Origin of the sequence: Pseudomonas parafulva NBRC 16636 = DSM 17004, assembly GCF_000730645.1 — a bacterium.
Classification (GTDB): Bacteria; Pseudomonadota; Gammaproteobacteria; order Pseudomonadales; family Pseudomonadaceae; genus Aquipseudomonas; species Aquipseudomonas parafulva.
Window position 1 is genome coordinate 38,193 of the sequence record NZ_BBIU01000032.1, and the last position, 13,443, is coordinate 51,635.

Annotated in this window: 12 protein-coding genes; 2 read left to right on the forward strand and 10 right to left on the reverse strand. The window is 61.8% G+C overall.

The window, feature by feature from the left end; translation table 11 throughout:
- Nucleotide 1 precedes the first annotated feature (1 nt).
- Both PPA02S_RS18560 and PPA02S_RS18565 read right to left on the reverse strand, forming a co-directional pair.
- Nucleotides 2-1,252 carry a sarcosine oxidase subunit beta family protein gene (locus PPA02S_RS18560; RefSeq protein ID WP_028635277.1) on the reverse strand — a complete coding sequence of 417 codons (1,251 nt, stop codon included), beginning with the start codon at nt 1,250-1,252 and terminating at the stop codon, nt 2-4.
- Between the two features lie 15 nt (nt 1,253-1,267).
- The gene (locus PPA02S_RS18565; protein WP_028635278.1) at nt 1,268-2,521 is read right to left on the reverse strand and encodes a serine hydroxymethyltransferase; all 1,254 of its coding nucleotides are present in this window, start codon (nt 2,519-2,521) and stop codon (nt 1,268-1,270) included.
- Nucleotides 2,522-2,875: 354 nt separating this feature from the next.
- Here PPA02S_RS18565 and PPA02S_RS18570 point away from each other — a divergent pair, with 354 nt between their 5' ends.
- A complete protein-coding gene (locus tag PPA02S_RS18570) occupies nt 2,876-3,916 on the forward strand; it encodes a threonine aldolase family protein (protein WP_028635279.1) in 1,041 nt (346 codons plus the stop codon).
- Nucleotides 3,917-4,031: 115 nt separating this feature from the next.
- Here PPA02S_RS18570 and PPA02S_RS22805 read toward each other — a convergent pair whose 3' ends face one another.
- The 4 genes from PPA02S_RS22805 to gbcB form a co-directional block, all read right to left on the reverse strand.
- Nucleotides 4,032-4,877, reverse strand: a complete 846-nt coding sequence (locus tag PPA02S_RS22805; RefSeq protein WP_080667910.1) for an RHS repeat-associated core domain-containing protein — start codon at nt 4,875-4,877, stop codon at nt 4,032-4,034.
- 149 nt (nt 4,878-5,026) lie between these two features.
- Nucleotides 5,027-5,329, reverse strand: a complete 303-nt coding sequence (locus PPA02S_RS18575; protein WP_028635280.1) for a cell division protein ZapA — start codon at nt 5,327-5,329, stop codon at nt 5,027-5,029.
- Nucleotides 5,326-5,556 (reverse strand): hypothetical protein, encoded by a 231-nt coding sequence (locus PPA02S_RS18580; protein ID WP_028635281.1) that lies wholly within the window; start codon nt 5,554-5,556, stop codon nt 5,326-5,328. Before PPA02S_RS18580 ends, PPA02S_RS18575 begins: the two co-directional genes overlap by 4 nt.
- 178 nt (nt 5,557-5,734) lie before the next feature.
- Complete coding sequence (gene gbcB, locus PPA02S_RS18585; RefSeq protein WP_028635282.1) at nt 5,735-6,835, reverse strand: glycine betaine monooxygenase reductase subunit; 1,101 nt, start codon at nt 6,833-6,835, stop codon at nt 5,735-5,737.
- Nucleotides 6,836-7,129: 294 nt separating this feature from the next.
- Here gbcB and gbca point away from each other — a divergent pair, with 294 nt between their 5' ends.
- Complete coding sequence (gbca, locus tag PPA02S_RS18590; protein WP_028635283.1) at nt 7,130-8,422, forward strand: glycine betaine monooxygenase oxygenase subunit; 1,293 nt, start codon at nt 7,130-7,132, stop codon at nt 8,420-8,422.
- Between the two features lie 54 nt (nt 8,423-8,476).
- On the opposite strand, the gene PPA02S_RS22815 is transcribed toward gbca, so the two are convergent.
- From PPA02S_RS22815 to dgcB, 4 genes are all read right to left on the reverse strand, one after another.
- On the reverse strand, nt 8,477-9,271 hold the full coding sequence (locus PPA02S_RS22815; RefSeq protein ID WP_080667912.1) for an RHS repeat-associated core domain-containing protein: 795 nt from the start codon (nt 9,269-9,271) through the stop codon (nt 8,477-8,479).
- 188 nt (nt 9,272-9,459) lie between these two features.
- Nucleotides 9,460-10,230, reverse strand: a complete 771-nt coding sequence (gene etfB / locus PPA02S_RS18595) for an electron transfer flavoprotein subunit beta (protein WP_028635284.1) — start codon at nt 10,228-10,230, stop codon at nt 9,460-9,462.
- Nucleotides 10,231-10,240: 10 nt separating this feature from the next.
- Nucleotides 10,241-11,473: an electron transfer flavoprotein subunit alpha gene (gene etfA / locus PPA02S_RS18600; RefSeq protein WP_028635285.1), complete on the reverse strand. Its 1,233-nt coding sequence runs from the start codon at nt 11,471-11,473 to the stop codon at nt 10,241-10,243.
- Nucleotides 11,473-13,428, reverse strand: a complete 1,956-nt coding sequence (gene dgcB / locus PPA02S_RS18605; RefSeq protein WP_028635286.1) for a dimethylglycine demethylation protein DgcB — start codon at nt 13,426-13,428, stop codon at nt 11,473-11,475. The genes etfA and dgcB overlap by 1 nt, the downstream gene beginning before the upstream one ends.
- Between the last annotated feature and the right edge of the window lie 15 nt (nt 13,429-13,443).

The following is a 13,443-nucleotide window of genomic DNA, read 5'->3' on the forward strand; positions in this document are numbered from 1 at the left end:
GTTAGTGGGCGACGGCGGCAGCGCCGTGTTCGTCGATCAGTGCGCCGTTGTAGAAACGGTCCATGGAGAACGGCGCAGCCAGTGGGTGCATTTCGCCCTTGGCCAGGCTCGCAGCGAAGACGTTGCCCGAACCCGGGGTCGCCTTGAAGCCGCCAGTACCCCAACCGCAGTTGAAGAACATGTTCTTGACCGGTGTTTTGGTGATGATCGGGCAGGCGTCCGGCGAGGTGTCGACGATGCCGCCCCACTGGCGGTTCATGCGCACGCGGGACAGGTTGGGGAACATCTCGACGATGGCCTGCAGGGTGTGCTCGATCACCGGGTACGAGCCGCGCTGGCCGTAGCCGACCCAGCTGTCGATACCGGCACCGATCACCAGGTCGCCCTTGTCGGACTGGCTGATGTAGCCGTGTACGGCGTTGGACATGATCACGCTGTCGATGATCGGCTTGATCGGCTCGGATACCAGGGCTTGCAGCGGGTGCGATTCCAGCGGCAGGCGGAAGCCGGCCAGCTTGGCCATGTGCCCGGAGTTACCGGCGGTGACCACACCGACGCGCTTGGCGCCGATGAAACCTTTGTTGGTTTCAACGCCAATGACCGCGCCGTTTTCCTTGCGGAAACCTGTCACTTCGGTCTGCTGGATCAGGTCCACGCCCAGGGCGTCTGCTGCGCGGGCGAAGCCCCAGGCCACGGCATCGTGACGGGCCACGCCGCCACGGCGCTGCACGGTGGCACCCAAAATCGGGTAGCGGGTGTTCTTGGAGCAGTCCAGGTACGGGATCTCGGCCGCCACCTGGGCGGTGTTCAGCAGCTCGCCGTCCACGCCGTTCAGGCGGTTGGCACTGACGCGGCGCTCGGAGTCACGCATGTCCTGCAGGGTGTGGCACAGGTTGTACACGCCGCGCTGGGAGAACATGACGTTGTAGTTGAGGTCCTGGGACAGGCCCTCCCACAGCTTCATGGCGTGTTCGTACAGGTGCGCCGACTCGTCCCACAGGTAGTTGGAACGCACGATGGTGGTGTTACGGGCGGTGTTGCCGCCGCCCAGGTAACCTTTTTCGATTACCGCCACGTTGGTGATGCCGTGCTCCTTGGCCAGGTAGTAGGCCGTGGCCAGGCCATGGCCGCCACCGCCAACGATGACCACGTCGTACACCTTTTTCGGCGTGGGCGTGCGCCACATGCGCTGCCAGTTCTCGTGGTGGCTGAGGGAGTGCTTGAGAAGGCCGAAGCCCGAGTAACGTTGCATGGTGTGGGACTCCACTCAGCGGTAAACAGGGAAATCTGCGCACAGGGCCGCGACGTTTTTCGCCACATCGGCTTCCACATCAGCGTCACCGAGGTTGTCGAGAATGTCGCAGATCCAGCCGGCCAGGGCCACGCACTGGGCCACCTTGAAGCCACGGGTAGTCACGGCCGGGGTGCCGATACGCAGGCCCGAGGTCACGAACGGCGACTGCGGGTCATTGGGCACGGCGTTCTTGTTGACGGTGATGTGCGCGCGGCCCAGGGCAGCGTCGGCGTCTTTGCCGGTGAGGCCCTGGCGAATCAGGCTGACCAGGAACAGGTGGTTGTCGGTACCGCCAGACACCACGTCGTAGCCACGGTCGACGAACACCTGGGCCATGGCCTGGGCGTTTTCGATGACTTGCTTCTGGTAGCTCTTGAACTCAGGCTCCAGCGCTTCCTTGAAGCACACCGCCTTGCCGGCGATCACGTGCATCAGCGGGCCGCCCTGGGCGCCCGGGAATACGGCAGCGTTGAGCTTTTTCTCGATCTCTTCGTTCGACTTGGCCAGGATCAGGCCCCCACGTGGGCCGCGCAGGGTCTTGTGGGTGGTGGTGGTGACCACATCGGCGAACGGGATCGGGTTCGGGTACAGGCCAGCGGCTACCAGGCCGGCAACGTGGGCCATGTCCACGAACAGCAGCGCACCGACTTTGTCGGCAATGGCGCGGAAGCGTGGGAAGTCGAGAGTCTTGGAGTAGGCCGAGAAGCCGGCAACGATCATTTTCGGCTTGTGCTCGACCGCCAGGCGCTCGACTTCGTCGTAGTCGATCAGGCCGGTGTTGGTGTCGATGCCGTACTGCACGGCGTTGTACAGTTTGCCCGACGACGACACTTTGGCACCGTGGGTCAGGTGGCCACCGTGGGCCAGGCTCATGCCCAGGATGGTGTCGCCCGGCTGCAGCAGTGCCAGGTACACGGCGCTGTTGGCGGAGGAGCCGGAGTGCGGCTGAACGTTGGCGTAATCGGCACCGAACAGCTGCTTGGCGCGCTCGATGGCCAGCGCCTCGACTTTGTCGACGTGCTCGCAACCGCCGTAGTAGCGCTTGCCCGGGTAGCCTTCGGCGTATTTGTTGGTCAGGCCGCTGCCTTGGGCCTGCATCACGCGCTTGGAGGTGTAGTTCTCCGAGGCGATCAGCTCGATGTGATCTTCCTGCCGCTGTTCTTCGGCATTCATCGCCGCCAGCAGTGCATCGTCGTAACCCTGGATCTGGTCTTGCTTGCTGAACATCTTGTCTCTCCCGGCAGCGATCATTTTTTGTTCGGAGGGTTCAACGACCCTTTGCGGCGATGGTATGACTGGCGGGGGCGTGTCAGATGCCTGCGCACGCCTTGCAATGGCGCGTTTACGACATTCGTTTTTTTGCGGGTGCTGCCGGCCTCTTCGCGGGTAAATCGGATCGCCGCACCGCCGCTCCCACTGGTACAGCAGAGCTCTGGAAGGTAGTACTGGCCCTGTGGGAGCGGGTTTACCCGCGAAGAGGCCAGCCCAGACAACCAGATACTCGACAATGCACAGCTTGTATAGGCAACTGCCAAAACGATGGTTTAGAGTGCTGCTCTGCGTCGTTCAAAGGACAGTGCCATGACAGACAAGAGCCAACAATTTGCCAGCGACAACTACTCCGGCATCTGCCCCGAAGCCTGGGCCGCCATGGAGCAGGCCAACCATGGCCACGACCGCGCTTACGGCGACGACCAGTGGACCGAACGCGCCGCCGAGCACTTTCGCAAGCTGTTCGAAACCGACTGCGAAGTGTTCTTCGCCTTCAACGGCACCGCCGCCAACTCGCTGGCCCTGGCCTCGCTGTGCCAGAGCTACCACAGCGTGATCTGCTCCGAGACTGCGCACGTCGAAACCGACGAGTGCGGTGCACCCGAGTTCTTCTCCAACGGCTCAAAGCTGCTGACCGCGGCCAGTGTGAACGGCAAGCTGACCCCACAGTCGATCCGCGAAGTGGCCCTCAAGCGCCAGGATATCCACTACCCCAAGCCACGGGTGGTGACCCTCACCCAGGCCACTGAAGTGGGCACCGTCTACCGACCCGATGAGCTGAAGGCCATCAGCACCACCTGCAAGGAGCTGGGCCTCAACCTGCACATGGACGGTGCGCGCTTCAGCAATGCCTGCGCATTTCTGGGGTGCAGCCCGGCAGAAATCACCTGGAAAGCCGGCGTCGATGTGCTGTGCTTTGGCGGCACCAAGAATGGCATGGCGGTTGGCGAGGCCATCCTGTTCTTCAATCGCCAACTGGCCGAAGACTTCGACTACCGCTGCAAGCAAGCCGGGCAACTGGCGTCGAAAATGCGCTTCCTCTCCGCCCCCTGGGTCGGCCTGCTGGAGGGCGGCGCCTGGCTGCGCTACAGCGCCCATGCCAACCGCTGCGCGCAGTTGCTGGCGTCATTGGTGAGCGATTTGCCAGGTGTGCAACTGATGTTCCCCGTAGAGGCCAATGGCGTGTTCCTGCAAATGCCCGAACCTACCCTCGAAGCTTTACGCAACAAGGGCTGGCGGTTCTACACCTTCATCGGCAGCGGCGGCGCGCGCTTCATGTGCTCTTGGGATACCGAAGAAACACGGGTGCGGGAGTTGGCGGCAGATATACGCAGTTTCTTAAACTGCTGACAATTATGTGAGCACAGCCTAAGGCTACGTTAGCATCGTGCAGACTACATCAGTATCTCTGTAACGCTGGTTACGGTTGAGTGGTAAACCCGTGTGCCCGGCGTTTGACCTGCCATTAAACGATGTGTTGACGAATTTGCTCAACCGCTTGTTGCGGAGTTCTGCTCAATTCAGGCTCCGCCTTCATCAATACTCGATGGGCCGCATGCTCCACCCAAGATTTAAGAGAGGGTTCAAATGCGAGCTGATGAGCGAGGTGAATGTGTTGCGGTGAGGCGCCGCTTCTGGTCAGGTGATGTACCACCGAGGACGCGGTAGTCCTGGAGCTGCCGCCTAAATTCTTCAGATCTCCAACAGGCAATTTTTGCAGCAACGCATCGGTTGCAGGGCTGCGCTCCAACAGAAGGCGTTCGAGTGGGGAGGCCTTTTTTAGAGACCTAAACGGCTGAGGTCTCGATTCGTCTTCATACCAGAGGGATGCAGGGCGGGGATGACCGCTAATTGGCTGAGGGCCAGCGTGACCACGCTGTGGCAGCTGATTCTCTACATCCCATGCCCTGCTGGAGATAATTGGACGGCTCCATCGTTTATCTGGAGTTGATCGGCCAGTGGAATTGCGACGCTGAAGTGCTCTCCGCTCGGCTACACGTCCGGTCGGGTCCTGCTGATTGACCGGATCGTTGGCGACGTAAGCATAGCTATTCAAACCCCCGGCTTCGAACGGGCTGAGTTCATCAGGGGCTTGAAAACGCATCAAGGTCGGGCTGTAAATTCTGTATCCATTCCCGAGCGCATACCCGCCAGTGCCATGATTAAAGACCTGGCCATTGAAACCTAAATGGATGGCTCTTGCCCCGGGTCGAAGATAGCCGTAGGCCGTATAGCCAACGGTCGTGGCTCCACCCTCCAATGCCGGCACAGATCGGGCAGCCCTCGATACTGTATTTTTTTCGACCATCATGAAATCTCACAACCTCGCCATCAAGGTGCTTATTCTTGCGCAAAGCAAGTCGATGTTGAAACTGACAGAAATGATGGTTAGCAAACCCCCTTGCCACCGAGGGTCTGCAATAGGCAATCTAGTGCCCGACCTAGTCGCTTAGCGGTAAGTCAGCTTTCACTCATCGTGCGAGCAATAACATCGACTGTCGCGTCGATACGTGCCTGAGCCCGCTCCAGGTCACTTTTGTGATCGATCTTCAGCTGAATTTGCTGAGAACACAGGTTCAATGCCGCCAGCACCAGCAATTTGTCACCGATCAGCGTGGGGTACTGGCGCTTGGTCTGGGCCAATGCGGTGTTGAGCATCTGTACCGCCTGGGCGAGGGTTGCCTCCTGGCCTTCAGGCGCCTTGATCGAATAGTCATTGCCCAGGATCGACACAACATTGATCGGTTGCGCTTGCAGCGTCATGCGCCCACTGCACCCGCGTTGGCACGCTCCAGCAGGGCCTGCAGGCGGGCTGCAGTGCTGCCGTTCTGTTCTTCCTGCTCCATCAGCGACAGCTGCAGGGTTTCGTTCTCTTCCTTTGCCTTGGCCAGTTCCTGGCCCAGGGTGGTGTTCTGCTCGGTGAGTTGAGCGTTCTTTTGCATCAGGTCGCTGACCAGCTGCTCGATTTGATTGAGGGAGGCTTCAAGCATGGGTCTATCTCAGTTGTTGCGAGGGGCGCACACGATAAAGAAAAGTGCTGCCCATCGCCATTAAATATCGGATTCACAAGGTTTCCGCCCCGCAGATTGACAGGGTATCCACCTGCTTGTTCCGACCTGAGTCAACCACCGGTCAGTCAGGCTGCACAAAACCAACCCAGCCTGGCCCTCAATAATCGATGCGCACATCCCCTTTCGGCACGCTGCAGCACGACAGGATGTACCCCTCGGCTTCATCTTCCTCGGTGATACCGCCGTTGTGCTCCATTTCCACTTCGCCACCCAGCTTGAGCACCTTGCAGGTACCGCAAATGCCCATGCCGCAAGCTTTCGGGATCATCAGGCCGACCTTGGCCGCTGCAGCGTGCACGGTTTCGCCGGGGGCGATACGGATGCTCTTCTCGCTGCCGATGAACTCCACCAGGTTGAGGTCGGCAGCGTCCACTTCTGGCGCGTCTGCCGCCGCTTCGGCGTGCTCCACGGCGTCGGCCTTGGCCTCGGCCGGGGTCGCCCCGAAGGACTCCTCGTGGTAGTTGTCCATGTCGAAGCCCACCGCCTCGAGCATGCGCTTGACCGCCGTCATGTACGGGGTGGGGCCGCAGCAGAACACCACGCGCTCCATGTAGTCGGGGGCAATCAACTCCATCAGCCGTTGGTTCAGGTAGCCACGGTAACCCGCCCAAGGCTCGCCCAAACCGTGTTTCTCGCAAATGATGTGCAGGCTGAAGTTGGGCACGCGCGAGGCCATCTGCTCCAGCTCGCGGTGGTAGATGATGTCTTTCGGTGAGCGGGCGCTGTGCACGAACACCATGTCCACATTGGCGTTGGTGTCATAGAACCAGCGGGCCATGGACATCACCGGGGTGATGCCGACGCCACCGGACAGGTACAGCACCTTGGCGGCCGGGAAGTCGATGGCGTTGAACAGGCCGACCGGGCCGTGCACCGGCAGCTCGGCACCTTCGTGCATGGTGTCGTGCAGGAAGTTGGACACCAGGCCACCCGGCACGCGTTTTACCGTGATGGAAAAACTGTACGGCACCGACGGCGAACTGGAGATCGTGTAGGAACGCATCACCGGCTTGCCTTCGATTTCCAGCTCCAGGGTCACGAACTGCCCAGGCTTGAAGAAGAACATGATCGGCTGGTCTGCCATGAAGCAGAAGGTGCGCACGTCCCAGGTCTCCTGGATGACCTTGACGCAGCGCACGATGTGGCGGCCGTTGGCCCAGGTCTGGGTAGTGACCGGATTGAGAAAGGTATCGGACATGTTCATCTCCAGCAGCCGACTATTGGCCTTTTTATGGCTTGGATGATGCGCAAGCTTGAAGCCATGAACATTCCTGCCAGCGACATCGGCGTACTTATCGCGACCAGCCCCGCACCGCAAGGGCTGCGGCGTCGTAATTCAATTCGGCCATGTCGCCCATGGATACGGTTCACGCCGCCTTCGGACGCACACTCCACCGCAAAACAACACGCTGTTCATGGTTAACAGCCTTGCGGCACCACAACAACGATTAGCCACCTTTTGCCGGCCGCAAACGGCCCCGAGGAATACACGATGGACGTCACCGCAACCCTGAGCCTGGGCGATCCACTGGAACCTGCACGCAAGGCCACCGCCGAGATGCTGCAGACCCGCGAGCGCACCTACTCGCTGCCCCAGCCTTTCTACACCGACGAGCGTCTGTTCCAGATCGACATGCAGGAGATCTTCCACAAAGAGTGGCTGATCGCCGGCATGACCTGCGAGATCCCGGCCAAGGGTAACTACCTCACCCTGCAGATCGGCAAGAACCCGATCATCGTGGTGCGGGGTACCGAGGGCAAGGTGCATGCCTTCCACAACGTTTGCCGCCACCGCGGCTCGCGCCTGTGCGTCAGCGAAAAGGGCAAGGTGGCGAAACTGGTGTGCCCTTACCACCAGTGGACCTACGAGCTCGACGGCCGCCTGCTGTTCGCCGGCACCGAGATGGGCGCCGACTTCGACATGAAGCAGTACGGCCTCAAGCCGGTCAACGTGAAGGTGGCTGGCGGCTACATCTTCATCAGCCTGGCGGAAAACCCGCCGGCCATCGACGAGTTCCTGGCCACGCTGGACCACTACATGGAACCGTACGACATGGAAAACACCAAGGTGGCGGTGCAAACCACCTTGATGGAAAAAGCCAACTGGAAGCTGGTGCTGGAAAACAACCGCGAGTGCTACCACTGCAACGGTTCGCACCCAGAACTGCTGCAAACCCTGCTGGAATGGGACGACACCAACGACCCACGCGCCAGCCAGGAATTCAAGGACCACGTGGCAGCCTCTGCCGCCGCCTGGGAAGCCGAGAAAATCCCGTACCTGCACAAGAGCCATGGCCTGCGTAACCGTATCGTGCGCATGCCGCTGCTCAAGGGCACCGTGTCGATGACCATGGATGGCAAGCAGGCCTGCCAGAAACTGATGGGCCGCATCAAGAACCCAGACCTGGGCTCGATGCGCATCCTGCACCTGCCCCACTCCTGGAACCACTGCATGGGCGACCACATGATCGTGTTCACCGTGTGGCCGATCAGCGCCCAGGAAACCATGGTCACCACCAAGTGGCTGGTGCACAAGGATGCCGTAGAAGGTGTGGACTACAACCCAGAGAACATGCGCAAGGTGTGGGACGCCACCAACGACCAGGACCGCCGCCTGGCCGAAGAGAACCAGCGTGGCATCAACTCCACGGCTTATCAGCCGGGCCCTTACTCCAAAACCTACGAGTTTGGTGTGGTGAACTTCATCGACTGGTACAGCGGGCGCTTGCTGAACAACTTGGGTGCGGAGCCTGCACCGTATCTGAAGGAAGTGTTGGCGCAGTAGCTGCGCTAGAAGTCGGGGTAGCGACAGATGTCGCTATCCTTCTTCAAGCCGACGTTAAGCGGATCTTATAGTTGCAGCATTACTTTGCAGCCTGTCCGAGAAGTCTGTGTTTACAGGGCGCACACGCCCCCTTAAAGAACTGTCAACGCTCCTCGTCGATCTCTGAGACAACGGCACGTGAACGAGTGTGGGGTCACTCGATTGCCACGGTTTCGCTTGCGCCAGCTTCCACGCTTCATAGGTAGAGGTGCCCAGCGACGCTATCGTCAGCGCTGCAAGCGCCCAGGTTTGCCAATCGGCGTCCGGATCAACTGTTCTGGTCACCCCGACGGTAAGCCCGGCCGTACCCGATAGGGCGCTAATACTCGATAGCACCCAGTCAGCGCGCGATGGCTTGGGGATACTCGGTAGAAGAGGATCTATGGCACTCCGTGGGAGCGAATTGATTCGCTTGTAGAAAGACCTGAAACGTAGGCCGCTGATAAAGACACCCATGAGGTTGGTGAAGATGCTCAGCACTGGCAGCACATACTCTTCTGGCTTTTCCCCAGTTGGGTCTCTGTAGTTAACTGGATCACCCACGCAGTAGGCATAAGTATTCAAGCCTCCATCACCAAATGGGCTGTATTTATCGGGTGTATGGAAGCGCATGATCGATGGCTTGTAGTGCCGGTACCCATTTCCCAGCGGGTAGCTGCACATCAGCCGATCACGCAACTCTCCACAAAAGGCAAGGCGTGACTCGAAGAGCCCGTTCCCAGCGCCATAGGGCGAATAGGCGCGATGAAGTGGGCGCCCGTTTTCTGATACGGAATGTCGGCGATCGTTGTTATGAAGAAAGGTCGGCATGATTACCCTAACTCGCGTGGCATGCGTGCAGGGTATATAGGGAGGCCGCGCTTGCGAACTGGCAGAAATGACAGGCAGTGAGTAGCCCCCATCGCCCCCTGTAGGAGCGGGTTTACCCGCGATCACCGGCAAAGCCGGTGCCAGCCATTGCGCTGATGCCTCGCGGGTTCAGTGAAAAGCCACGCCAATCAGCGCAGCACACCTTCCTCCACCAACAACTTCAGAATTGCCTCGGCACCTTCCTGCGGGGTGACGTCCTTCAGCACCTTGCCCCCACCACCACTGGCCTTGGCCGTCGCAGCCTTCATGCGGTCGGCGCCGCTTTTGGCCTTGATCACCTTCAACCGCTTGGGCCGTGGGCGCGCCGGCTGCAGGGCCTCTTCGCCCAGCAGTTCATCGTCCACCACCTGCACGTCCTGCGCCGCCAGTACACCGCGGCGTGCGGGCCCGAAGGCGCTTTGGCGCGGTTTGGGCGCGGCGTTGTCGACCGTGGCCAACAGCGGCAGGCGTACCTTCAAACGCCGACGCTGGCCACGTGGCAGCGCTTGCAACACCTGTGCTGTGCCGTTTTCGATGGACTCCACTTCGGCCAGCCCCACCACCAGCGGCCAGCCAAGCTTCTCGGCGAGCAGGAACGGCAGCATGCCAGACCCCTCCCCCGTTTCGGCCTGGCTGCCGGTAAGCACCAGTTGTGCACCGGCACCGCGCAAGTAATCGCCCAGCACCCCCAGCACATCCGCGCCAGCGGGTTGCTCAAGCACATCCAGGTGTTCCAGGCCCATCCCCAGGTAACCGCGCAGGGCTTCCTCGTGAGGGTCGCCTGCATGCACAACCTGCAGATCCCCGCCGGCCAGTTGCAGGCCCAGCTCCACTGCACGTGAATCCTGCTCGGCGCGGCGCGCACGACCCGAGCTTGGGTGGGCGCCGATCGAGACCAGGCTGATGACTTTCGTACTCATGCTCGTGCCCTTATGCCGCGTCGCGCTGGGCGCCGTTGCGGTAGTTATCCACAGCGTCGATCAGTGCCTGGAGAATCGCCGCACTGTCGCCAATGACCGACAGGTCGGCGCGTTTGATCATGTCGCAACCGGGGTCCATGTTGATCGCCACCACCTTGTCGCAGGCGCCGATGCCCTGCAGGTGCTGGATGGCGCCGGAGATACCCACCGCCATGTACACCCGTGCAGTTACCCACGTACCCGTGGCGCCCACCTGACGATCACGCGGCATGTGGCCGTCGTCCACCGCCACGCGGGACGCGCCCTGGGTAGCACCCAGCGCGGTGGTGGCCTTGTGGAACAGTGGCCAGTCCTTGACGCCGTTGCCGCCAGAGACGATGAACTCGGCCTCCGCCATGGCGATCTTGGCCGGGTCTACCGCCACCGAGCCTAGGTCTTCGATACGCGAAATGCTGCGGGCAACATTGGCAGACAACTCGACCGGCAACGCTTCGTGGCGCGTCTCGCTGACCGGCTCGGCACACTCGGCCGCGGCCAGGATCAACCGCGGCAGTGCACGCTGCATGTCTTGCTGGCCAGCGCCAGCACGGCCGATGCACTGGCCGTCCTTGATTTGCCACACACGGGTAGCCGGGCGTTCACCCAACGCCGCCCCCAGGCGCCGGCCCAGCTCACCACCGCCGGTGCGGCTGTCTGGCAGCAGCCAGTGGCGTGGGGCAAACTGGTTGTCCACCGCGCGCAGGCCCTGCACCAGTTGCTCTGGCGCATAACCCTGGTATTCATCACCGTCGATCACCAGCAGGCGGTCTACGCCGGCATTGGCGAAGCTGCTTTCCTTGTGCTCGCCGAACACGATTGCCAACACCGCACCGTCGTTGCCGGCCAGGCTGTGGGCCAGGCCCAGCAAGTCGCGGTCGTGGCTGCCAAGGCGGCCACCGACCATGTCCGGCACCACGGCAATGTAGAACGCAGGGTCGGCCACCTGATGCAGCGGCAACTGCACTTCGGCCGCCGCCGTGCGCCGCGCCCCGCTGGCAGTGCCCTGCTGGGCGCCACTGCGGTCGATGCGCTTGAGCCCGTTCGGGCCGATGAAGCCTGCGGCGCTGGCGTGCGGGTTCTTGCGGATGAGGCCGTTGGGCCCCATCCAGCTGGTCTGTTGAGTCTGCATGGCTGCGTGCAGCGGGTGCAGACGGTTACGGGCGATCCACTCGGCGCGAGGGTCGCGGCGGATGATGTCGCTCATCAATGCACCTCCGCAGGTTCACGTTTGGTCTTGGCTGGTTTGCTGGCCGCCGCCTGGGCGTCTTCCTCGATCAACACGTCGGCCACCAGTTCGGCCAGGTCCTTGATCAGTGGGCGCGGCTCCACCACACCTTCGAGCATCGCCGTGCACTGCGGGCAACCCACAGCCACCACTTCAGCCTCTGTGGTGCGGATGTCGTCCATGCGCATGTCGGGGATGCGCTGCTTGCCAGGGATGTCGGTGATCGGCGCACCGCCGCCACCGCCGCAGCAGCGTGAACGGAAGCCTGAGCGTTCCATTTCACGCACCTCGATGCCAAGCGCTTTGAGTACTTCACGCGGGGCTTCGTATTCACCGTTGTAACGGCCCAGGTAGCACGGGTCGTGGTAGGTGACGCTGCCACCTTTGTGCTGGCCGAGGTTGAGCTTGTTGGCGCCAATCAGCTCGGCAATGTAGGTGCTGTGGTGCTGCACCTGATAGTTGCCGCCCAGCGCACCGTACTCGTTTTTCAGTACGTGGAAGCTGTGCGGGTCGCAGGTAACGATGCGCTGGAACGTGTATTTGGCCAGGGTCTGGATATTGCGCTTGGCCAGTTGCTGGAACGTGGCTTCATCACCCAGGCGACGGGCCACGTCACCGCTGTCGCGCTCTTCCAGGCCCAGCACGGCGAAGTCCACACCCGAAGCCTTGAGCACCTTGACGAACGAACGCAGCGTGCGCTGGTTGCGCATGTCGAACGCACCATCGCCTACCCAGAACAGCACCTCGGTGCTCTTCACCTCGGACAGCAGCTTGAGGTTCAGGTCGGCAGCCCAGTTCATGCGGCCACCCGGGGCGAAGCCGCCAGGGTTGTCAGTGGCGATCAGGTTGTCGAGCACCTCGGCGCCCTTGTTCGGGGTGGCGCCCTTTTCCAGGGTGAGGTGGCGGCGCATGTCGACGATGGCGTCCACGTGCTCGATCATCATCGGGCACTCTTCAACGCAGGCGCGGCACGTGGTGCACGACCAAAGTGTCTCGGCATCCACCAGGCCATTGACGATCGGCTGGTGCGGGTGGCCGCCATGCTCGCCGATCGGCTTGCCGGGGTAAGGGCTGCCGGCGAACTTGGCATCGGTACCACCGGCCAGGCCGATGACCATGTCCTGAATGAGCTTTTTCGGGTTCAGCGGCTGGCCGGCAGCAAAGGCCGGGCACATCGCTTCACACTTGCCGCATTGCACGCAGGCGTCGAAGCCCAGCAGCTGGTTCCAGGTGAAGTCCACTGGTTTTTCCACACCCAGCGGCGCGTTCGGGTCTTCCAGGTCCAGCGGCTTGAGGCCAGTGCTGCGGCCGCCCCCGAAGCGTTCGGCGCGGCGGTGCCAGGCCAGGTGCAGGGCACCGGCGAAGGCGTGCTTCATCGGCCCGCCCCAGGTCATGCCGAAGAACAGCTCGGACACGCCCCACAGCACGCCCAAGCCCAGAATGCCGACCATCACCCAGCCACCCGTGTTGGCGGGCAGGATGCCGGCGACCGGCAGGGTGGCAATGAAGAAGCTTGCGGCGAATACCAGCAGGCTCTTCGGCAAGCGCATCCACGGGCCTTTCGACAGGCGCGCAGGCGGGTTGAGGCGGCGCTTGAAGACAAAGATGGCGCCAGTGAACATGATCACGGTGGCCACCAGCAGCGCGTAGCCGAGGATTTTGCTCTGCAGGCCAAAACCATGCACCAGGATCGCCAAAGCAGCTGATAGCACGAAGCCGCCAGCCGTGGCCACGTGGGTCTTGGACATGTACTTGTCGCGCTCGACCACATGGTGCAGGTCCACCAGGTAGCGGCGCGGCATGGCCAGCAGGCCGCCGATCAGGTCGACCTTGGAGGCCCGACCCCGGCGCCACATGCGCACCCGGCGCAGGGCGCCGAGCACCGCCAGACCAAGGGCAGCGAACAGCAGGATGGGTAGAAGGGTGTTCAACATGGGAGGCTCCCACAA